The 20,859-nt window shown below is 71.3% G+C and carries 14 protein-coding genes; 6 read left to right on the forward strand and 8 right to left on the reverse strand.

Annotated features, from left to right (window positions below; all coding sequences use genetic code 11):
• Positions 1 to 6 precede the first annotated feature (6 nt).
• The 4 genes from KZQ38_RS24430 to KZQ38_RS24440 are packed head-to-tail and all read left to right on the forward strand — an operon-like array spanning position 7 to position 5,641.
• Positions 7 to 681, forward strand: coding sequence for a hypothetical protein (locus KZQ38_RS24430; RefSeq protein WP_219444845.1), 675 nt, complete (start codon positions 7 to 9; stop codon positions 679 to 681).
• An 8-nt stretch (positions 682 to 689) separates the two neighbouring features.
• On the forward strand, positions 690 to 2,153 hold the full coding sequence (locus KZQ38_RS36400) for a P-loop NTPase family protein (RefSeq protein ID WP_257902119.1): 1,464 nt from the start codon (positions 690 to 692) through the stop codon (positions 2,151 to 2,153).
• Positions 2,131 to 3,882: an ATP-binding protein gene (locus KZQ38_RS36405; RefSeq protein WP_308258572.1), complete on the forward strand. Its 1,752-nt coding sequence runs from the start codon at positions 2,131 to 2,133 to the stop codon at positions 3,880 to 3,882. Before KZQ38_RS36400 ends, KZQ38_RS36405 begins: the two co-directional genes overlap by 23 nt.
• A 25-nt stretch (positions 3,883 to 3,907) precedes the next feature.
• Positions 3,908 to 5,641 (forward strand): AIPR family protein, encoded by a 1,734-nt coding sequence (locus KZQ38_RS24440; protein WP_219444847.1) that lies wholly within the window; start codon positions 3,908 to 3,910, stop codon positions 5,639 to 5,641.
• Positions 5,642 to 5,723: 82 nt separating this feature from the next.
• On the opposite strand, the gene KZQ38_RS24445 is transcribed toward KZQ38_RS24440, so the two are convergent.
• The 4 genes from KZQ38_RS24445 to KZQ38_RS24460 form a co-directional block, all read right to left on the reverse strand.
• Positions 5,724 to 6,134 (reverse strand): DUF3224 domain-containing protein, encoded by a 411-nt coding sequence (locus KZQ38_RS24445; RefSeq protein WP_219444849.1) that lies wholly within the window; start codon positions 6,132 to 6,134, stop codon positions 5,724 to 5,726.
• Between the two features lie 28 nt (positions 6,135 to 6,162).
• The gene (locus KZQ38_RS24450) at positions 6,163 to 6,528 is read right to left on the reverse strand and encodes a VOC family protein (RefSeq protein WP_219444851.1); all 366 of its coding nucleotides are present in this window, start codon (positions 6,526 to 6,528) and stop codon (positions 6,163 to 6,165) included.
• 62 nt (positions 6,529 to 6,590) lie between these two features.
• The gene (locus KZQ38_RS24455; RefSeq protein ID WP_219444853.1) at positions 6,591 to 7,418 is read right to left on the reverse strand and encodes a Crp/Fnr family transcriptional regulator; all 828 of its coding nucleotides are present in this window, start codon (positions 7,416 to 7,418) and stop codon (positions 6,591 to 6,593) included.
• Between the two features lie 134 nt (positions 7,419 to 7,552).
• A complete protein-coding gene (locus KZQ38_RS24460) occupies positions 7,553 to 9,049 on the reverse strand; it encodes a class I adenylate-forming enzyme family protein (RefSeq protein ID WP_219444854.1) in 1,497 nt (498 codons plus the stop codon).
• A gap of 216 nt (positions 9,050 to 9,265) precedes the next feature.
• Between KZQ38_RS24460 and KZQ38_RS24465 the strand changes: the two genes are divergently transcribed.
• Complete coding sequence (locus KZQ38_RS24465; protein WP_257902120.1) at positions 9,266 to 9,805, forward strand: DUF1697 domain-containing protein; 540 nt, start codon at positions 9,266 to 9,268, stop codon at positions 9,803 to 9,805.
• Here KZQ38_RS24465 and fabD read toward each other — a convergent pair.
• From fabD to KZQ38_RS24485, 4 genes are read right to left on the reverse strand one after another with little or no spacing between them, the layout of a single operon-like run.
• Positions 9,777 to 12,002: an ACP S-malonyltransferase gene (fabD, locus tag KZQ38_RS24470; protein WP_219444855.1), complete on the reverse strand. Its 2,226-nt coding sequence runs from the start codon at positions 12,000 to 12,002 to the stop codon at positions 9,777 to 9,779. The two genes, KZQ38_RS24465 and fabD, sit on opposite strands and share 29 nt — an antisense overlap.
• Position 12,003: 1 nt before the next feature.
• A complete protein-coding gene (locus tag KZQ38_RS24475; RefSeq protein ID WP_257902121.1) occupies positions 12,004 to 12,759 on the reverse strand; it encodes an enoyl-CoA hydratase-related protein in 756 nt (251 codons plus the stop codon).
• Positions 12,759 to 13,997, reverse strand: coding sequence for a hydroxymethylglutaryl-CoA synthase family protein (locus tag KZQ38_RS24480; protein WP_219444857.1), 1,239 nt, complete (start codon positions 13,995 to 13,997; stop codon positions 12,759 to 12,761). Before KZQ38_RS24480 ends, KZQ38_RS24475 begins: the two co-directional genes overlap by 1 nt.
• Positions 13,990 to 14,883, reverse strand: coding sequence for a DUF6039 family protein (locus KZQ38_RS24485; protein WP_219444858.1), 894 nt, complete (start codon positions 14,881 to 14,883; stop codon positions 13,990 to 13,992). Before KZQ38_RS24485 ends, KZQ38_RS24480 begins: the two co-directional genes overlap by 8 nt.
• 195 nt (positions 14,884 to 15,078) lie before the next feature.
• On the opposite strand from KZQ38_RS24485, the gene KZQ38_RS24490 reads away from it, so the two are divergent.
• Positions 15,079 to 20,859, forward strand: a complete 5,781-nt coding sequence (locus KZQ38_RS24490) for an SDR family NAD(P)-dependent oxidoreductase (protein WP_219444859.1) — start codon at positions 15,079 to 15,081, stop codon at positions 20,857 to 20,859.

Genomic DNA, 20,859 nt, shown 5'->3' on the forward strand with positions numbered 1-20,859 from the left:
AGACCGATGGCGAACGCACCGCTGAGCATTCCGGAGAAGGCCGCTTTGCAGGCCATCCTGCTGTTGGGGGGAACGGTATCCAACATCGAGTTGAACGAGGAACTCCAGTTCACCATCGACCGACCGGTCCGGGAGAGCCTGATCGACCGGAGGTACATCACGGCCTACAAGTCGAAGGAACTGCGCGGTGCGTTCGTGCACGAGCTGACCGAAGAAGGGTGGAAGCGCTGCCGCGAGCACTTCGCGGACGACGTGCCCACGGGCTCGCACAAGGGCTACCGGTTGATGTACCGGACGTTGCAGTGGTTTCACGCATACATGGACCGCTCGCACGTCGAGCTGGCCGATGTCGGGGAACCGGTCGACGCCGGGGTGGACGGCAACCCGTCCGGGGTGGACGGAGCGGATGACGGTCCTCCCACCGTGGAGGACGAGATCCTGTCCGCCTACCAGAACCTCGCGTCCGAGCCGGGCGCGTGGATCGGGTTGGCCGAGCTTCGCGAGGCGTTGCCCGGCCTGCCGCGCGCGGAGGTGGACCAGGCGCTGCGGCGGATCGCCGAGCTGCCGCAGGTGTACTTCACCCCCGAGGTGAACCAGAAGACGTTGACCGAGGCCGACCGGGAGGCAGCCGTCCACCTCGGCGGGGAGGACAAGCACCTCCTCTCGGTCGGAAGCGCCTGAGGTCCGCCGTGGAAGACGTGGAGCGCCGGGCGCTGAGCAACCTCCGGTTCGACTGGGCCCCCACGCCCAGGGCGGTGTGGGAACCACCCCGTGCGCACGTAGAGGGCCTTAACGAGGACGTCCTGAAGGCCGTCATGGCCGCGTTCACGGACGCCGACCTGGATGCCACGTCCAATCCGCTCGGCGTGGTCATCACCGGTCAGCAGGGCGCGGGCAAGACGCACATGCTCACCGCCGTCCGCGCCGAGGTGCAGCGCGTCGGTGGTTACTTCTTCCTGGTCAGCCTCCTGCACGGGCGGAACTTCTGGCAGAACATCGTGCACGCGCTGCGTGCTGGCCTGTACGAACGAGGGCCGGACGGCGCCAACCAGCTCACCACGCTGCTGCACCGCCTCGCGGACCGGTTGGTGCTACCGGACGCCGCGCGGTACGAGGTGATAGGGAAGAACCCGGTCACCAGGGAAACCCTCGACCGGCTCGTCGTGGCCCTGCGCGATGCCGACCCGGTGCACGGCTGGAAGAGCAGGCACACCGCCCGCGCCGTCGTCCTGCTCGCCGCCGAGGACCCGATGGTGCAGGAGATCGGCGAGGCGTACCTGACGTCCGGCAGCGAAGCCGTCGCGGGGGAGCGCGTCCAGTGGGGGATCAGCCCCGACTCGAAACCGCCGCACGAGATCGTGCGGGAGTTGTCCGCACTGCTCGCGATGACCGGACCGAGCCTGCTCGCGGTGGACCAGATCGACACGCTGGTCGCCCAGTCGGGTCGGTCCACCCGCACGGTGCAGGTGGACATGGGCCGCGACGAGTTGTTCGACCAGATCGGCACCGGTCTGATGGAGGTGCGCGAGTCGGTGCTGCGCTCGCTGACCGTCGTGGCGTGCCAGTTCCCGGCCTGGGAGGCGATCCGGACCAGGGCGCACGGCGCGGCGGCCGATCGGTTCCGCCCCGAGTACCGGCTGAAGGGGGTGGCCACTCCGGAGACCGCGGAGAAACTGGTCGCGACGCGGTTCGCACCGCGTTTCGCGGACTGCGGGTTCACCCCGCCGTACCCGACATGGCCGGTGCGGCGCGAAGCCTTCGAGGGCGCTTCCCAGTTCACGCCGCGACTTCTGTTCAAGCGGATCGACGAGCACATCAGGTCCTGCCTGGACAACGACGTCGTGAGCGAACTGTCCGACCTCGCCGAGCAGGTGCCTACACCGAAGCCGGAAGCACCGGCGGAGCCGGCCGTCGCCGTGTCGTCCCCGTTGGACGCCCGCTTCGCCGAGTTGCTCCGCAATGTCGACCTCCGCACCGCTTTGGACAAGGACACCGAAGACACCAGAATGACCACACTCCTCGGTGCGGCGTTGCAGGCGTACGTGTACGAGCTCGGCGAGCGCGGGCAGCACTACGTGGTTGACGCGAACTGGGGGGGAGAACCCCGCGTTGCACGCCAGGCTCCGGTGTGTGTTGGACGACGAGTCCGATGACCAGATCCACTGGTCGTTCCGGGGCATCGCCTCGCCCAGCCACCGGGCGGTGCAGAACCGGGTCGAGCGCGTGCGGGTGATGGCCGGCCTCGACCCCGAGGTGGACAAGCGGCGGGCCTACATCCTGCGCACCGGGAACTGGGGGATGAAGACCAAGCGGACCAAGGAACTGCTGGACGAGTTCCGGGAGTCGGGTGGTGTCCTGGTCGAGGAGGTGAACCTCGACGACCTGAAGACCTTCGCGGCGTTGGAGCGGATGTTGTCCGAGCCGGATTCGGGGCTGCACGCCTGGCTCCGCAGCCGCCGTCCGGCTAGCAACACCGCGTTGTTCCGGCTGGTGTTCGGTTCACCCGGCGAGCCCTTGGACGACACGCCGACGCCGCCGTCCCCGAAACCACAGCCGGTCGGTGCCGACGTGTGGAGCGAGCCGACGGCCGACGACTGGCCCCCGGATGACCCGGACGCCGATCGGGTCCGTGCGACGGCCCCACCGGACTCCCTGTCCCTGGGCGACCGGTATGAGACCGGCGAGGCCCTGTACGTCTCCCTGGAATCGCTGCGCAAGCACACAGTGATCTTCGCGGGCTCCGGGTCCGGTAAAACCGTGTTGATCCGCCGGATCATCGAAGAGTGCGCAGTGCAGGGCGTGTCCGCCATCGTGCTGGACCCCAACAACGACCTCGCCCGGCTGGGTGATGCGTGGCCCGCGCCTCCTTCCGGTTGGCGGCCGGGCGACGCGGAGAAGGCCACCGACTACCTGGCGAACACCGACGTCGTGGTGTGGACGCCACGACGTGAATCCGGCCGGCCCATCACCTTCCAGCCGCTACCCGACCTCGCCGGGGTGGCGGGGGACCCGGACGAGTTCGCCCTGGCACTGGACACCGCGGTGGCGGCGCTGGCACCACGTGCCCGTGCCGATGGCTCCACCGCGAGGTCCGAGCGCGCCAAGGCGGTGCTGCGGCAGGCGCTCACGTCCTTCGCCCTCGGCGGCGGTTCGGGGCTGCACCGGTTCCTCGAATACCTGACGGACCTGCCGGAGGACATCACACCGCTGGCCAACGCGGGCGCGATGGCCGCAGAGATGGCGCAGACGTTGATGGCCGCGACGATCAACGACCCGCTGTTCGGCGGCGCGGGCGTGCCGCTCGACCCCGGTGAACTGCTGACACCGGCACCGGGCAGGCGGGCTCGCGTCTCCGTCATCAGCATGATCGGTCTGCAATCCGACGACCAGCGCCAGAGCTTCGTCAACCAGTTGCAAATGGCGTTGTTCGCGTGGATCAAGGAACACCCGGCGGGGGACCGGCCATTGGGCGGTCTGTTCGTGATGGACGAGGCTCAAACACTGGCGCCGTCGGGCGCCATGACCGCGTGCACCACCAGCACCCTCGCGCTGGCCGCACAGGCTCGCAAGTACGGGTTGGGGCTGGTGTTCGCGACCCAGGCACCCAAAGGCATCCACAACCGCATCGTGGGCAACGCGGCGACCCAATACTTCGGGTTCATCAACACACCGGTCCAGGTGGCCGCGGCGAAAGAGATGGCGTCCGCGAAGTCCAGCACCGTACCCGACATCTCCCGGTTGAAAGCGGGCGAGTTCTACGCGGTGGCCGAGGGAACGCCGTTCCAGAAGGTCAGGTCGCCGATGTGCTTGAGCCACCACCCGTCCAGTGCGCTCACCGCGGAAGAGGTGCTGACGAGGGCACGTGCGGACGGATCGAACTGAACACGGCAGAGGAGAGCAGACCACCGTGGACCGCATCATCGGCGGCTTGGTCGACGAGTTCCAGAAGGAGTACGCCCTCGCCGAGCTTTCCCAGAGCGAGGCGTTCGAGGCGTTCACCGCATACTGCGTGCTGAGCACGTTCTACGAGGAGGAGTTCAACCCGGACGCGTTCCGCACCGGTGGAGGCAACGACCTGGGCATCGATGCCGTGGGCATAGTGCTCAACGGGGTCCTTCTGCAGGACGCCGAGGAGGTTCGGGCGCACATCGCCGCCACGCGCAGGCTCGACGCACGAGTCGTCGTCATCCAGGCCAAGACGAGTCAGGGTTTCGAGACCAAGGTGGTCTCCGACCTGGCCGACAACCTCGGCCACATCGTGACCGCCGACGCGCTGCCCTACCCGGCGTCCACCGACATCGAGAACCTGCGGTCCGGGTTGGAAGCCATCTACAGCAACATCCCGAAGCTGGCAGGTGCGCTTCCCGAACTGCACGTCTTCTACGTGACCACCGGCGAACAGGTGGCCGACATGGTGGCGCAGAAGGCGCAATCGGCGCGGGAACACTTGGCGAAGCTGGGCCGTTTCGACCGCGTGGAGTTCCAGTGCGTCACGAAGGACGACCTGCGCCGGCTGTACCGGCGGGCCACCACCAAGGTGGCGGTGCAGTTCCCGATGCCGCGCAAGGTCGTGATGCCCAAGGTGCCGGATGTCGAACAGGCGTTGATGGGTCTGCTGTCCGCACGTGATCTCGTGAACAACATCCTCAGCGACGACTCCGGTCGGTTGCGCAAGACGCTGTTCCACAGCAACGTCCGGGACTTCCTCAGCGAGGAGAACCCGGTCAACAAGGAGATCGGCGACACCCTGCGCGACGAGCAACGCCGCGACCGGTTCGCCGTGCTGAACAACGGGGTCACCATCGTGACCCGCGGGCTGAGCGTGGTGGGTGACGACGTCTACCTGGACGATTTCCAGATCGTCAACGGTTGCCAGACGTGCCACGTGCTGTTCGGGCAGCGCGCACTGCTCACCGACAACGTCCACGTCAGCCTGCGCATCGTGCATTCGCAGGACGAGGACGTCATCAACGGCATCGTCGGCGCGACCAACCGCCAGACCGTGATCAGCGAAGAGGACCTGACCGTTCGCGAGAAGTTCCACCGCCTCTTGGAGGACTTCTTCGTGTACGGGACCGACAAGCAACGTGCGCTCTACTACGAGCGCCGCACCAAGCAATACGCGGATCGGAAGGGCATCGTCAAGAGCCGCGTCATCACGCGCGCCCAGCTGACACGTTCCTACCTCGCGATGTTCCTCAACGAGCCTGCCCGGCTCGGCCACTACCGGTCGTTGCTCTCGGTACGGGGCAAGGACTTGTTCGGGGACAACCATCAGCCGGTGGTGTACTACACCGCCGCCAGTGGGTTCTACCGCCTGGACTGGTTGCTGCGGAACGGTCGCATCCCCCGGTCGTTCTCGCCGTTCCGGTTCCACCTGCTGGCTGCCGTCAAGCTCCGCCTCCTCGGTCCTGATCCGGTGCCTCACGTGGCCAAGGCGGCGAACCGCGCGTGTGCCCGCATCCTTGACGTGATGTGGGACGCGAATGCCGCCGAACGCCTTGTGGGAGAGCTGCTGGTGCCGCTGCAACGCGCCATCGACGCCGAGCGCGGTCTCGGTGTGGCTCCGAGTGAGATGGTGCGCACGAAGCGCTTCTCCAAGCTCGTCCAGCAGGAGGTGGCGGGCAGTTCGACCGCGTGAGGTCCCTTGCCGTGAAACGCGAACGACCCCGCGGCCCGTGCGTCCGAACTGGACGGTGGGCGCGGGGTCGTGGTCGGGTCGGTCAGACCAGTTCGTCGAGGATGTCGTAGGTCAGGGTGAAGGTGTGGCCGCCGTCCGGGAGCTTGCGCATGGTCGCCGTGCCCTGGATGCCCGCCAGGTCCTCGGTGCCCGTGCCGGGCACGATGTGCCACTCCGCGCCCCCCTCGTCGCTGATCAGGCCGACCGCCTGGTGCTGGAGGACGAACGTGCCCCTGCTGCCGTTGACCGTCACGTCCAACCGCTCGTGCCCGACGTAACCGGCGCCGCCCTGGCCGTAGGCGAAGAGGAACTGCGCCCTGCTGCTGCCCTCCAGGTCGCCGGTGAACGTCTTCGTCACGCTGGCACGCGAGAACTTCATGCCGTCCGGGGACTCCTGCCACTCGTCCTCGTCCCACGAGTCGAGCGTGAAGGATGCCGTTGCCGTCTTGCTCACGTTGTCTCTTCTCTCCGGTGGAGCGGTGTCAGTCCCAGACCGATGCGCAGAAGGGGTGCCCGGCCGGGTCGAGGAAGACACGCCACTTGGCGCCGTCCGGCTGCTCGGCCGGCTTGGTCGCGCCCAGGCGGAGCAGTTCGGCCTCCGCCCGGTCGAGGTCGTCGACGGCGATGTCGAGGTGCAACTGCTGGGGCACCACCTGCGACGGCCACTCCGGCGCGCGGTAGTCGTCCACGCGCTGCATCGCCAGCGCGACCCCGTCCCCGTTGGCGAGGAAGGCGCCCTTCTCGGACACGTGCACCGGGTCCAGCCCCGCGACGTCCCGGTAGAAATCCACCAACTCCGCGATATTCGCGCAGTCGAGGGTCACCGCGGCCCACCGACCGACAGCCATTTATCCCCCTGGGGTCTATTGACGAGCGTAAATCCGGCGGAATTGTAGCAATGGCCCCCGGGCTAGCCAAGCCGCTCGATCGTGGAAGTGCCGAGCCGGCCCGGCGCGCGCCGCCCGGACGGCCGCAGGGCGAAGTGGGCCGGATTCCCGGCCGGCCGGCACTCCTGGGTGGGCACGGCCAGCGCCGCCAGGTCGGCCAGGTCGCGCTCGCCGGCCAGGTCGCGCTCCACGTAGTTGGCCAGCGCGTCCTCCCGCACCAGCATGAACCCGCCCGGTAACGGGTCGACCAGCTTGCCCTCCCGGAAGTTCTTCAGGAACAGCCCGACGCGCGACCTGGTCGTGCCGACCATGCTCGCCAAGTCCTCCTGGGTGAGCCGGATGTCGATGTAGACGCCGCCGGCGGTGCGCCTGCCGAGCTTGCGCGCGATGCGCAGGAGGGTGGCGGCGAGCCGGTGCTCGCTGTCCATCGTGACCAGTTGGGTGATGGTCACCTGCTGGTCGAGCAGGCGACTCATCAGGAAGTGCGTGAAATGGCGGTTCATCAGGTCGTCCTGGCTCAGGATCGCCAGCAGCTTGGCGTGGTTGATCTGCCGGAGCACGCTGTGCTTCATGGCGATCGCGGTCTCCTGCCGCGGGCGGTCCAGGAGGCCGAGTTCGCCGAACGTGTCGCTGGGCGTGTGGATCGAGAGCAGGCACTGCTTGCCGTCGGCCGCGGTGGTCATGGTCTTGAGCTGACCGACCTCGACGATGTACATCCGCTGGTCGCGGTCCCCGGAATTGTAGACGGTCCCGCCTTTTGGCACGTGCGTGCGGCTGGCCAACGACGGTTCCTCCGCCAATGCGGAGCGCAGCCGGCTGCAAAATTCGTGGACACCAGTCGAAGTGCTCAACCAGGCCCCCCTAAGGTGGTGAAGTCGCGAAGCTGGACGTCAACGAGGTCCTATATTTTCATCGTAGCCGCGATGTGTCGCGGGCCGACCAAAAAATTGATGCAGGATATTTCTATGGGGCTCATTCGGCTTTCTTATTCTCCGCCGCGCGGAGTAGCCGCTGCCAACGTCCGGCGGAGCTGGAACTTCAGCACCTTGCCGGTGCCGCCACGCGGCAGGACGCCCATCCGGTGCACCCGGACCGGCACCTGGTGCGGGTCGAGGCGCTCGGCCAGGAAGGCCAGCAGCTCCGCGTCGGTGACGGAGTCGTCGGCGGCCACGACCGCGGTGACGGCCTGGCCGCGCTCCTCGTCGGGCAGCCCGATCACGGCCGCCTCCCGGACCGCCGGGTGCTCGTAGACGGCGGCCTCCACCTCAAGCGACGACACCAGCCGCCCGGACGTGGTGATCGCGTCGACCTTCCGGTCGAACAGGAACAGCTCGCCGTCCTCGGTGGCCCGACCCAGGTCGCGGGTGCGGGTCCAGCCGTCGGCGTGGACCTCCGCGCTGAGCGCGGCGTCGAGGTAGAGGCGCTTGGGCGCCTGGCTGCGCAGCCAGATCTCGCCCAGCTCGCCGGCGGGCACGGGGTCGCCGTGCTCGTCCACCACGACCATCTCGGTGCCCCTGCCCGGTCGGCCGACCGACATCGGCCGGTCGGGGTCCACCGTGCCCAGCATGATCGCGGGTACGGCCTCGGACTGGGCGTACGCGCTGTTGATGACCGCGTTGGGCATCGCCCGCAGCAGTTCCCGCGCGATGCGCGGCGGCATCGGCGCGGACGCGTTGCCGATGCTCTTGACGCTGCTCAGGTCGTACCGCTCGGCCGGGCGGATGGCGGCCAGCCGGATCGCGGTCCACGGGGTGAGGATCACCGTGCCGCAGCCGTGCGCGGCGACCAGGCGTGCCAGTTCCTCCGGGTCGTCCGGTGAGCACACGATCAACGGCGCGGGCGTGGTGGTGGCCAGCACCGCCACCGTGGTCGAACTCGACGTCGTGCCCATCGGCATCGGCGCCAGCAGCGGCGCGGTGTCGTCCAGGGTGCCCAGCGCGGCGGAACCGCGGCCGTAGGTCGGGGTGCCGTGCGGGTTGGTGAAGGGCTTGGCCGGTCCCGTGGTGCCGGACGTGTAGAGGATGTCGGCGATGTCCTCCGGGCGGATCTCCACGTCGAGCGTGCTCGTGTCGCCGCTGTCGAGGTCCGCTGTGGTCGCGGACCAACGGTTGGCGGTGGCGTCCCACGCGATGTCCATGCCGTGGATGACGCCGACGACCTCGCACTGGGCGAAGCGGCGCTCAAGCTCGGTGACGGGCAGGGAGTCGTTCACGTGGACGGCGGTCGCACCGGCCTTGAGGACGCCGTAGTAGGCGACGGCGTAGTCGATCCAGTCGTCGCCCCGGTACAGGAGCGCGACCCGCGCACCGCGCCCGACGCCACGTGCCGCCAGCCCGTGCGCCACCGAGTTGGACCGCGCGTCCCAGTCGGCGTAGGTGATCGCGTGCTCACCCCGGACGCTGATCGCTTCCCGGTCGGGTAGCTGCTCCGCGCGGAGGCGGAGCAGGTCCGGCACGACGAGGGCGGAGGTGGGAACGCTCATCGGGTCGTCTCCTCGACTCGGGACGCCCGCGTTCGGCGTGGGATGTCACGACATCGGGCGGTATGTCCGTTACGCGCGGGTGTCACCAGGTCTCCTCGCTCGGCCTCCGGCTTCCTGACACGGTTTCTACGTCCCACCGACGACGTGGTCTGCTCAGTGTTGAGCCCCATGCGTGTTCGACATCTCCGTGTCGGAGCTGTGGTTATCATCTGCGCCATGACGCGCTTCGTCGCACTCCTGCGGGCTGTGAACATCGGTGGCGGCAGTTCCATGCCGATGGTGGAACTGCGCGAGGTCTTCACCAACGGCGGGTTCACCGACGTGCAGACCTACATCCAGAGCGGCAACGTCGTGTTCACCGCGGACACCGACGACGAAGCCGAAGTGGTGCGGCGCATCCGCAAGGGCATCACGGACAAGTGGGACAAAGACGTCCCCGTGCTGGTGCGCTCGCACGCCGAGATGACGGCGATCGTCGCCGCCAACCCGTACTTGGCTCTCCAGGAGGACCACACCAAGCTGCATGTGACGTTCCTCGACGGACCGCCACGCGCGGGCAGCGAGGCCGCCCTGGTGCCGCCGCCCGGCGAGACGGGCGTGCTGACCGTGATCGGCCGGGAGATCTTCCTCCACGTGCCGGGCGGTTACGGCCGCACCAAGCTCCAGAACGCCTTCGTGGAGCGGAAAACCGGCGCGGTGGCGACCACGCGCAACTGGAAGTCCGTGCTCAAGCTGACCGAGCTGGTCGCGGGGTAGGTGACATCAGCTCCTCGGCGATCAGGTCGACGTGCCGGGCACGCCAGTCGGCGAGCGGCGTGCCGGAGGTGAAGGCGTTGAACGCGCCCACGTCCGAACCGCACGGCACGCGGTAGTCCCGGCGCCGGTCCGGTGTGCCGGCCAGCGCCGCGTCCGTCGCCTCGCGGCAGTACGCGGCGAACACCAGCGCCATGCGGTGCCGGTCGTCACGCGCCCGCGTGCCGAGCCCCGCCCAGACCGCTTCCAGCGGGCGGCCGAAGTGCGTGCGCCCCAGTTCCGCGCGCCGGTCGGGCGCGATGTCCTCCAGCCGACCGTGCCGCAGGTACAGCCGGTACAGCTGCTCGGCGCGCGCGGCGTACAGCGTGCCCTTGCGCGCGACCGGCGTGCGACCACCCAACGCGAACCGCTCGGGCTCGGGCGCGTCCCGGGTGTCGGCGACGCCCAGCGCGGTCAGCAGGTCCTTGGCGGCGGCCGAGGTGGCGGCCTCCGGTGTGGTCTGGTTGACCGTCGTGGTGAGCACGAAGTCCGCGCCCAGGGTGAACGCGGCGGACGCGGCGGCGGGCGTGCCGACCCCGGCCACGCCGAACCGCGCGCCGCCGAGCGCGGCCGTCGCCGGGAGGACGGCGGGCCAGTCGCCCTCCACCGCGATGTCGGTGGCGATCGGCCGCCCGGCGGCGGCGGTCGCGTCCCGCGTGGTGAGGTGGCCCTCGGCGACGAGGGCACGCAGCACCGCCGGGTCGGCGGGCCGCAGGAAACGGGCGGCGGTGGCCGGGTCGGCGACCCGCACCAGGACCTGCCGCGGCCCGCCGGAGAAGCGGAAGCGGACCAGGTCCGGTCCGACGTCGGTGTGCGTGCCGACGACCTCGACGTGCCGCACGCCGGAGGCCAGGTAGAGATCGGCGACGGCCCGCACGTCCCCGCCCGCGGGCCACGCCATGCCGAACCGCTCGACACCGCGCAGGTCGTCCAACGCGGTCCGGACCTCGTGCGGCGCGAGGCCGCGGGTGCCGTGGAAGCCGAGCAGGCCGGCGGCGGACAGCCGGCGCAGCAGGGCGGGCGAGCTGACGCCGCGGTCGAGGGAACCGGCGAGGCAGGCGTGTCGGAGGTCGTACTCCGCGCGCAGGGCGGCCGAGCCGGGAACGCGGGTGCGTTGGGAGACTTCGGGATCGGGTGAGCGACGCCCTTCGGGAACGGGTGAGCGGTCCGCCCGGGCTGGTTGCGGTGCGACGGGGGCGTGGTGCACGGCGAGGGCGGGCGGTGTGGGTGCGGGGTTCGCCGCGAAGCCGGTCGGCCGCGGTGTGGCGGGTGTGCGAGGTGGCGGGGAACCGGTTGGGCGGTGTGCCGGGTCCGGTGCCGGAAGGGCCGGTTGGGCTCGGCGCCACATCTTGGTCAGCACCTCGCCCGGCCCGATCTCGGTGGGCGTCACGACGCCCGCGCGGGCCAGCCGGCACAACGTGTCCCACCATCGCACCGGTTCGGTGAAGTGGCGGCGCAGCAGGTCGGCCAGCGCGTCGACCCGGTGCGGCTCGGCGGTGACGTTGCTCAGCACCGGGAACGCGGGCGGTGCGAAGTGGACGTCCCGCAACACCTCCGCGAACTCGGCCGCCGCGTCCGCCATGAACCGCGAGTGCGCGGCGATGCTCACCGCCAGCGGCACGCAGCGGCCCGTCCCGGCGTTGCGCACGGCGGCCACCACCGCGCGGACGGCGTCGCCGCTGCCCGCCAGCACGAGCTGGTCGGGCAGGTTGTGGTTGGCGACGTCCACGTCCGGTATCCCGGCGATCAACTCGGCGACGCGCTCGGCGGACAGGCCCAGCACGGCCAGCATCGCACCACCGGTCACCGCGCCCATCAGCTCGCCCCGCCGCACGACGAGCCGCAGCGCCGACTCGAAGTCCAGGCAACCGGCCAGGTGCAGCGCCGTGTACTCGCCGAGGCTGTGCCCGGCGGCGAGGTCCGGCGGCGGGCCGTCGGCCAGCGCCGCGCGCCCGGCGAGCGCGCTCACCGCGAACACCGCCGGCTGCACGTAGCGCGTCTTGTCCAGGTACTCGCCACGCACGTCCGCGCACAGCTCGCGCAGCGGCACACCGATCACCCGGTCCGCCGTCGCGACCTCGGCCGGGAACCGGTCGAACAGCTCCGCGCCCATGCCCTGCTTCTGCGATCCCTGCCCGGGGAACACCCACGCACGTGTCATGTCAGCGCTCCCACGGGTAGCGGCCCTGGTGGACGAACGCGGAGATCCGCTCGCGCACGGCCGGTGACGACATGAGCCGGGAGAACTCGGCGACCGCCCGCGCCTTGGCGTCCTCCCCGACGTCGGTGAGACCGCGGAAGTAGCGCTTGGCGTCGCCGAACACCGCCGGGTCGAGCCTGGTCAGCCGGAACACCAACTGCCGCAACGCCGTCTCCGGCCGCTCGGTCAGCTCGTCCACCAGGTGGACGCGGTGTGCTTCCACCGCGGACATCGCCTGCGTGCTCAGCGTCGCGGTGTACGCCTTCTGGAAACCGATGCGCCGCACCAGGAACGGAAGCACGCAGCACGGCAGCAAACCCCAAAGCGCCTCGGGCAGCGCGAACGTGCTGCGTTCCGTGGCGTGCGCGAAATCGCTCGCCGCGACCAGCCCGACCCCGCCACCGGCGACCTTGCCGTCGACCTGCGCCACCACCACCCGGGGCAGCGTGGTGAAGCGCCGCAGCAGGTCGAAGAACGCCGCACCGCCGTCGGACGCGTCGTTGTCGGCGGCGGCCTCGAAGTTCATGCCGTCGCTGAACACGCCGTCCCGACCGCACAGCACGACGACCGGCCGTTCCACGTCGCGTTCGGCGATGTCCAGCGCCGCGTGCAGCTCGCCGATCACCACGTCGTCGATGCCGTTGCGCTGCCCGGGTCGGTTCAGGGTGATCCGCAGCAGTCCCGGTTCCGGTGCGGCGGTGATCGTCGTGAACGCCATCAGCTCCACCGGTAGACTCGGTGGAAGTCCTCGACGCGGTCCAGCAGCAGCAGACCGCGACCGGCGAAGTGACTGTCCACAACGGATTGGTACGGCGTGGTGTCGATCACCGCGTCCCGCACGCCGAAGGCGCGGTCGCCGAGGAACCGGTCCAGCGCGCGGAACTCCGCGACGTCGAGTTCCCGGCGCTCCGCCAACGCCAGTGCGATGGGCCGGGCGGCGAGCCGACCCGGCGCCCGCTCGGAGACGACACCGCTGTAGAACTCCGAACCGCACCCCGACCCGTAGGAGAACATCCCGACGCGGCGGGCCGTGCGGAAGTCACCGTGGTCGATCAACGAGCACAGCGCCAGGTACAGCGAGCCGGAGTACATGTTGCCGACCTGCGTCGTGTACGTCAGCGACGAGGCCATGCGCCGCTCGAAGTCCGCGTCGATCGCGGCCCGGCCCCACCCCTTCACGCGCCGCAGCAACGTGCGGTGCGCGCCCTTCACCATGCCCGCGAACGGGACGTGGAACACCAGGTGGTCGAACGTGTCCACGATGTCCGCGCCCGACACCCGCCGCCGGTACCCGGCGAACGACTGCTCCAGGCAGTTCAGGTACGCCAGCAGCGACAGGTCCGAGTTGACCACGTCGAAGTCCGGCCGGGGCCGCAGGGTGTCCATGACCTCCCGCGTGTGGTAGCCGTTCGCGCCGACGTCGAGCCGCAGCACGGCCGGGTCGCGGCCGACCAGCAACGCCACCGCGCCCGCGCCTTCCGAGGGCTCCCAGTAGGTCCCGCCGGACGACGGGCTCGCGATGTCGGTCGCGACGACCAGCGCCCGCGCGTCGGGCACGGGGCTCGCCGCGACCATCGCGGCGGCCGTCTGGAGCGCGGCGGTGCCGCCGTAGCAGGCGTGCTTCACCTCGAACGACCGGCACGCCGGGCCGAGCCCGAGCTGCTGGTGCACGTAGGTGCTCAGCGGTTTGCCGAAGTCCAGGCCGGACTCGGTGGCCACCACGACCAGTTCGATCGAGTCGCGGCGGTCGGGACCGAGGGCGTCGACGAGCGGCTTGGCGGCGTTCACCGCGTTGGTGACCTGGTCCTCGCACGGCAGGTTGACCGAGCGGCGCGCCATCATCAGGTTCGCGAACCGGGTCTGGTCCAGCCCGCCCGCCTCGAACAACGCCCGCACGTCCACGCAGGCCCGGCCCGCGTAGACGTTGACGTCCTCGATCCCGACCGGCTCAGCCATCGCTGCTCGGGGCGTGCGGCAGCAGCAGCGTGTCCTTGATGCTGGCGGGGATGAACAACCGGTCCCAGCCGCCGCCGCCCTTGGACTCGTGCACCCGGCGGCGGTCGAAGACCTCCGCGGCCATCTCGCGACCGCGCTCCAGGGCCTGGAGTTCGTAGTAGTCCTCCGGCGCCTTGAGGTGGATGAGCTGCCACAGCCGGTCCTGCTGGCCCCACGTCTGCTCGAACAGCGTCGCGGTGACCTTGCCCGCCATCTTCTCGTTCACGTAGTGCTGCCAGTGGGCCAGGAACATCCGGCCCTCCTCGCGCAGCTCGTACTTCACGTCCGACGTGCGCACGACGATCGCGCCCGCCGTGGCGGAGTTGAGTTGCAGCTCCGGCGGCTGGGTGAGCTGCGACGACGCGGGCGGCACGAACGTGTCGCCGTGGTGGTGGTCCTCCTCGTCGTCATCGTCGTCGTGGACCATGCCGTGCTGCGGCACGAGCACGTCCTCGTGCAGGCTGCGGTGCAGGAACATCCGGTCCCAGTTGCCGCCGCCCTTCTGCGGCAGGCGGTCCTCGTCGGAGATCCGCCGGAACTCCAGGTCGTGGTCCACCATGTTGAGCAGGGTCGCGTAGTCCGCCGGGGTCTTCAGGTGGATGAACCAGTGCAGCCGGTCGCGGACGCCGAAGGTCTCCTCGAACGCGAACGACGTCGCGATGCCCTCCTGCGATTCGTTGATGTAACGCAGCAGGTCGACGCTGAACCGCCTGCCCTCGGCGGAGAACTCGTACGCCAACTGCCCGACGCGGTGCAGGATGAAGCCCGCGTTGGCGGAGTGCAGCACCCGTTCCAGCGGCAGCGACGACTGGTGCAGCGCCTGCGGGGGACCAAGGGTGGTCGTCATCGGCTCTCTCCTCATCGGTAGTCCGCGACGCCACGGTTGTACGGGCGGGGAGCGCGTGGATTCTGCTCAACTCTGAGCCTCCGGACCATCCGCGTGCGGCTGCTCAGTGTTGAGCGGTTGGCGGGCCGCCGGCTGCCTAGCGTGGGCGTCGGCCGCGAACCGCCGGTCGGGAACTTCGCAGACGGGGCAGGTGTTGTGACGCATCCACTCGGACCACCGCGCGCGGTCGTGCTCTCGGCTGCGGGGCACGACCGGCTGCGCCGGTCCGCCGAGCGCCTGCGCGACCACCTCGCCGGCCTCGCGGAACCGCCGGACCTGGCCGACATCGCCTACACGTCGCAGGTCGGCCGCACGCCCCTGCGGCACCGGCTCGCCATCCGCTGCGGCACCGTCCGCGAACTCCTCGACGGGCTGACCGCGTTCCTCGCCGGGCGGGACGACGCCTCGGTGACGCACGGCGTCGCCGGAGCCGCGCCCGCCGGACCCGAGCCGGGTACCGAAGTGGACGCCGCGGTGCAGTGGGTCGCGGGTCGCGCGGTGGACTGGCGTCGTCACTGGCCGGTGCCCGCGCGACGGGTGCCGCTGCCCACCTACCCGTTCGGCTCGGACGCTCCGGCTCCGGAGCTGCTGGACTACCTGGTCCGCGCGTACGCGGAGGAGTCCGGTCTGCCGGGAACCTCGGTGGACGCCCGTGTTCCGCTGACCGACCTGGGCCTGTCCTCCTTCGTGATCAGCAAGCTGAACGCGCGGCTGGAGCGGGACCTCGGCGAGCGCTCGCGAACCCTGTTCTTCGAGCACAGCACGCTGGCCGCCGTCGCCGACGCCCTGGCCGCGCACGGCAGGACCGCGCCGACCGCGCCCGGCGAGGCGGAACCGGTGGATGTGCCGGTGCCGGGGGGAGGGACGGCGGCCCCCGCGCCCGCCGCGCATGGCGAGACGGTGCCCGCAAGTGCCCGGGTGGCCGCGGAGAAGGCTCCGGCAAGGGCTGATCACGCCGCGCACGGCGAGATCGCGGTGATCGGCATCGCCGGTCGCTTCCCGCGATCGCCGGGGCTGCGCGAGTTCTGGGCGAACCTCGAAGGCGGTCGGGACTGCGTGGGTCCGCACCCCGCCGACCGCGCCCGCCCCGGTTGGCCGGTGCACCTCATGGAGGGCGGCTACCTCGACCAGGTCGACCGCTTCGACCCGCTGCTGTTCGGCATCACACCACGCGACGCCGCGCTCATGGACCCGCAGGAACGGCAGTTCCTGGAAGTCACCTGGGAAGCGTTGGAAGACGCGGGATACCCCCGTACCCGGCTGCGCACGCGCCACCAGTCGTCGGTCGCCGTCTACGCGGGCGCGATGTGGAACGAGTACCCGTTCTTCGGGGTCGAGCAGACGCTCCTCGGGTCGCCGCAGGACTCCGGCGCGACGTTGGGCGGCATCGCCAACCGCGTCTCCTACTGCTTCGACCTGCGCGGCCCCAGCCTCACGGTCGACACGATGTGCTCGTCGGCGCTGGTCGCCCTGGACCTCGCCGTGCGGTGCCTGCGTCGCGGCGAGACCGAGCTGGCGATCGCGGGCGCGGTGAGCCTTTCACTGCACCCCAACAAGTTCATCCAGCAGGACCGCATGTCGCTCACCGCGTCCGACCACCGCAGCCACAGCTTCGGCGCGGGCGGTGACGGGTTCGTGCCGTCCGAGGGCGTCGGCGTGGTCCTGCTCAAACCGCTGGAACGGGCGTTGGCGGACGGGGATCGCGTGCACGCGGTCATCCGGGGCACGTCGGTCGTGCACGCCGGGCGCACCAACGGTTACATCGTGCCCAGCCCCGCCGCGCAGGCCGACGTGGTGCGACGCGCGTTGCACGACGCCCGGACCGAACCCGCCGAGGTCGGTTACGTCGAGGCACACGGCGCGGGCACGGCGCTCGGCGACCCCGTCGAGATCGACGGGCTGACGAGGGTGTTCGGCGACCTCCCGGCGGGCAGCGTGCCGATCGGCTCGGTGAAGTCGGTCATCGGCCACGCCGAGGCCGCCGCCGGGCTCGCGGGCCTGGCGAAGGTGGTGCTGCAACTGCGGCACGGCGTGCTCGCGCCGTCCCTGCACGCCGACCGGCTCAACCCCGACGTGGACTGGGACTCGGTGCCGTTCCGCGTGCAGCGCACCCGCGCGGAGTGGACCGGGCCGAGGGTGGCGGGTATCAGCTCGTTCGGCGCGGGTGGCACCATCGCGCACGCGGTCGTCGCCGCGCCTCCCGCGACCACCCCGGCTCCCGCGCCGACCGGCGCGCAGGTCGTCGTGCTGTCCGCCTACGACGCGGACCGGTTGGACGAGGTGGTCCGGCGGTTGGCGGAACACCTGCGGTCGGACCGGGAACCGGGGCCGGAGCGGCTGATGGCCGCGTTGCGGAGCATCGCGGCCGGTGAGGTGGCCGGGTCGGCGGCCGAGCACGCCGCGGCGTTGCTGGCCGGGGGCGGACCGGCGCTCGCGGACATCGCGTTCACGCTCCAGGTCGGCCGGGAGCACCTGCGTCAGCGGCTGGCCGTGGTGGTGGAGGACGTGGCGGCGTTGCGCGAGTGCCTGGAGTCCTACCGCACCGACCCCCGGGTCCTGCTCGGGCGCGCGCCCGCGTCGGTCGACCCGTCGGACGTGCTGCCCGACACCGCCTCGTTGGCGGACCTCGCGCGGCACTGGGTCGGGGGTGGGTTCGTGGACTGGGCCCGGCGACACGCCCCGGGCCGGTCGATCGTGGAACTCCCGACCTACCCGTTCGCGCGGGTGCGTTGCCGGCTCCCCGAGCGCGCGACGCCGGAAACCCCGTTGTACCGCAAGGTGTGGACGCCGGACCCGACACCCGCGCCCGCGCTGCCGCACGGCGCCGTGCTGTGCGTCGGCGGCGACCCGGAGGCGGTGGCGGCGCTCGGCGCGACGGCCGTCCGGGACGAAGCGGACCTCGCCGCCGTCCTGGACCGCACGCCCGAGGTGAGCGGTCTGGTGGACCTGCCCGGCGGGCCGTCCTGGGAGACGCGGGTGGCGGTGTTGCGCGGACTGCTGGCGCGTCGGCCGCGGTCTCCGCTGCGGATCGTCCACGTCACGGGCGACGACGTGCGCACCGCCGGTTTCGTGCGGGCGATCGGCGCGGAGTACGCGCGGGTGAGCGCCACTGTCCTGGACACCGACCGGCGATCCGCGGTGCACCACGAGATCCGGGCCGAGTGGGGGCGGCGTGACCCGTTCGGCGAGGTGCGTTACCGGGGCGGTGTCCGCCACCGGCCGCGGTTGGAAGTGGTTGACGCACCGTGGTCCGCGCCGCGCTGCGACCCGGCGGGCGCGTACCTGGTGACCGGTGGGACGCGTGGCACGGGCGCCCTCGTCGCCGGTCACCTGGCCGACCACGGCGCGCGGGCGATCGCGCTGGTCGGCGTGCGCGACTCGGACGAGACGGCGAGTGCTTTGCGCGCCAGGGGTGTTCGAGTGCTCCGGCACGGCGGCGGGTTCACCGGTGTGGACCGGTTCCTGGACCGGGTGCGTGCCGAACTGGGCCCGTTGCGCGGCGTCGTGCACTGCGCCGGCGTGGCGACGCGGGGCGCTCCCGCGTTCGTGCACAAGGACGTCGCCGACATCCGGGCGGTGCTTGAGCCGAAGCTCGACGGGTTCGAGGCGCTGGTGCGGTTGTGCGCGGCCGACCGGTTGGACTTCTTCCTGGTGTTCTCGTCGGTGTGCGCCGCGGTGCCGTCGCTGGCGGCCGGCGTCAGCGACTACGCGGCGGCGAACATGGCGGTGGACGACCTGGTGCGCGGCCTGGTGCGGGCCGGCCGGACCGAGTTCCGCGCGGTCGACTGGCCGCAGTGGTCGCAGACCGGCTCCACGAGCACCCTGCCGAACCCGTGCGCGCCGGCGGGGATCGGGCCGCTGGACGACGCCGCCGGGCTGCGGGTGCTGGACCGGGTGCTGGCGTTGCCCGTCGGCGAAGTCGTGCTGCCGTGCCCGCCGCTGGGCGCGCCGCCGGACCCGGACGCGTTGATCTCCGCGAGGCCGGCCGAGCCCGGACCTGCCGAGCCGGTGCTGTTCGAACCGGCGCCCTCCTCGGTGGAGGCCGTCGCACCGGTGCCGGTCGTGTCGTCGGGCGGGTGGCTGGTGGGGTTGTTCTCGGCGGCGCTCGGCATCCCGGAGCGGGACCTGGACCCGACCGCGGAGTTCGGTGACCTCGGCGTGGACTCCGTGTTGCTGGGCGAGTTGCTGGTGCGCGTCGAGGAGCGGTTGGGGCGTCCGCTGGACCCGGCGACGTTGTTGTTGCACCCGACCCTGGAACGGCTCGCCGCGCACCTCGACCTGAGCCTGGACGAGGCGCCGCCCGTGCCGGCGGCGCCCCCGGAACCGGTCGCGGCCCCGGTGGTCGACGGGCGGATCGCGGTGATCGGGGTGGCGTGCCGGTTCCCCGGTGCCGACGACACCGCGTCGTTCTGGGACAACCTGGTCAACGGGCGGTCGGCGGTCGGCGAGGTGCCCGCGTCGCGGTGGGACGTGGACCGCTGGTGGTCGCCGGAACCCGCGCTGGGCCGCTCGATCAGCAAGTGGGGCGGGTTCGTCGACGGCATCGAGTGGTTCGACCCGGCGTACTTCGGGATGGACGACGACGAGGCCCGCTGCCTGGACCCGGCGATCCGGCTGGTGCTGGAGGGCACCGCGGAGTGCGTGGCCGCGTCCGGCCGCACGGCGGACGAGCTGCGCGGCAAGCGGGTCGCGGTGGTGGTCGGCGCGCGGCTGTCCGACTACGGCCGGCGGGTGCCGGTGCGGTCCGACGTGCTGCGGTCGGACCAGAACTTCATCGCCGCGCGGGTCGCGCACCAGTTCGACTTCCGGGGACCGAACCTCGTGGTGGACAGCGCCTGCTCGTCGTCGCTGGTGGCGGTGCAGGTGGCGAGTCGCAGCCTGCTCGCGGGCGAGTCGGAACTCGCCGTCGTCGCCGGGGTGGAGGTCCTGCTGGACCACGAGTCGTACCTGGACCTGAGCGCCGCGCGTGCCCTGTCGCCGACCGGCCGGTGCTGGACGTTCGACCAGCGGGCGGACGGTTTCGTCCCGGCCGAGGGCTGCGGCGTGGTGCTGCTCAAGCCGTTGGCGGCGGCGCTGGCCGACGGTGACCGGGTGCACGCGGTGATCGACGCGGTGGCCGTGAACAACGACGGCCACACCATGGGCGTCACCACGCCCAACCCCCTCGCGCAGGCCGACGTGGTGCGCCAGGCGCTCGCCGCGGCCGGCCGCACGCCCGCCGAGATCTCGGTGTTGGAGGCGCACGGCACGGGCACGCTCATCGGGGACCCGATCGAACTGCGGGCGCTCAACGAGGTGTTCGGCGGCGTGCCGGGCCCGATCGAGATCGGCAGCGTCAAGTCCAACATCGGTCACCTGCTCAGCGCGGCCGGGATGGCGGGGCTGGTGAAGGTCGTGCTGGCGCTGGAGCACGGCGTGGTCCCGCCGACCCTGCACTGCGACACCCCGAACCCGAGGTTCGACTTCGCACGCTCGCCGCTGCGGCCGACGACGCGCGCGATCGACTGGCCGGCGGGGCGGGAACGCGTCGCGGGGCTCAGCTCGTTCGGTTTGGGCGGCACGAACGCGCACCTCGTCGCCAGCGCCGCGCCGCCCCACACCCCGGTGCGGGTCCCGCTGGCACGCCCGGTGTTCGACCGGAAGCGGCTCTGGCTGGACCCCCGGCCCGAGTCACCGGGCACCACCGCACCCGGCCTGCCGGCACCGCTGCCCGACCCGCCCGCGCCCGGTCCGACGCCACCGGCGCTCGGCACGACGCCGCCCGCGCCCGACCCGGTGCCATCCGCGCCGGCCGCCACGCCGCCCGCGCCCGGCCTGACACCAGCCGCCCCGCCGGCCGCGCCGCTGGTCGCCTCGCCAACCGCCCTGCCGGCCGCCCCGCCAACCGCCCCGCTGGTCGCCTCGCTGATGCGGTTCGACCTCGTCACCCGTGACTGA

The organism is Saccharothrix obliqua (assembly GCF_019375475.1).
Taxonomy (GTDB): Bacteria; Actinomycetota; Actinomycetes; order Mycobacteriales; family Pseudonocardiaceae; genus Actinosynnema; species Actinosynnema obliqua.

Coding starts and splice junctions, on each gene's coding strand:
- KZQ38_RS24450 (WP_219444851.1), bottom strand. CDS start 6,528: ATGGCTGTCGGTCGGTGGGCCGCGGTGACCCTCGACTGCGCGAATATC.
- KZQ38_RS24480 (WP_219444857.1), bottom strand. CDS start 13,997: ATGGCTGAGCCGGTCGGGATCGAGGACGTCAACGTCTACGCGGGCCGG.
- KZQ38_RS24430 (WP_219444845.1), top strand. CDS start 7: ATGGCGAACGCACCGCTGAGCATTCCGGAGAAGGCCGCTTTGCAGGCC.
- KZQ38_RS24485 (WP_219444858.1), bottom strand. CDS start 14,883: ATGACGACCACCCTTGGTCCCCCGCAGGCGCTGCACCAGTCGTCGCTG.
- KZQ38_RS24475 (WP_257902121.1), bottom strand. CDS start 12,759: ATGGCGTTCACGACGATCACCGCCGCACCGGAACCGGGACTGCTGCGG.
- KZQ38_RS24460 (WP_219444854.1), bottom strand. CDS start 9,049: ATGAGCGTTCCCACCTCCGCCCTCGTCGTGCCGGACCTGCTCCGCCTC.
- fabD (WP_219444855.1), bottom strand. CDS start 12,002: ATGACACGTGCGTGGGTGTTCCCCGGGCAGGGATCGCAGAAGCAGGGC.
- KZQ38_RS24465 (WP_257902120.1), top strand. CDS start 9,266: ATGACGCGCTTCGTCGCACTCCTGCGGGCTGTGAACATCGGTGGCGGC.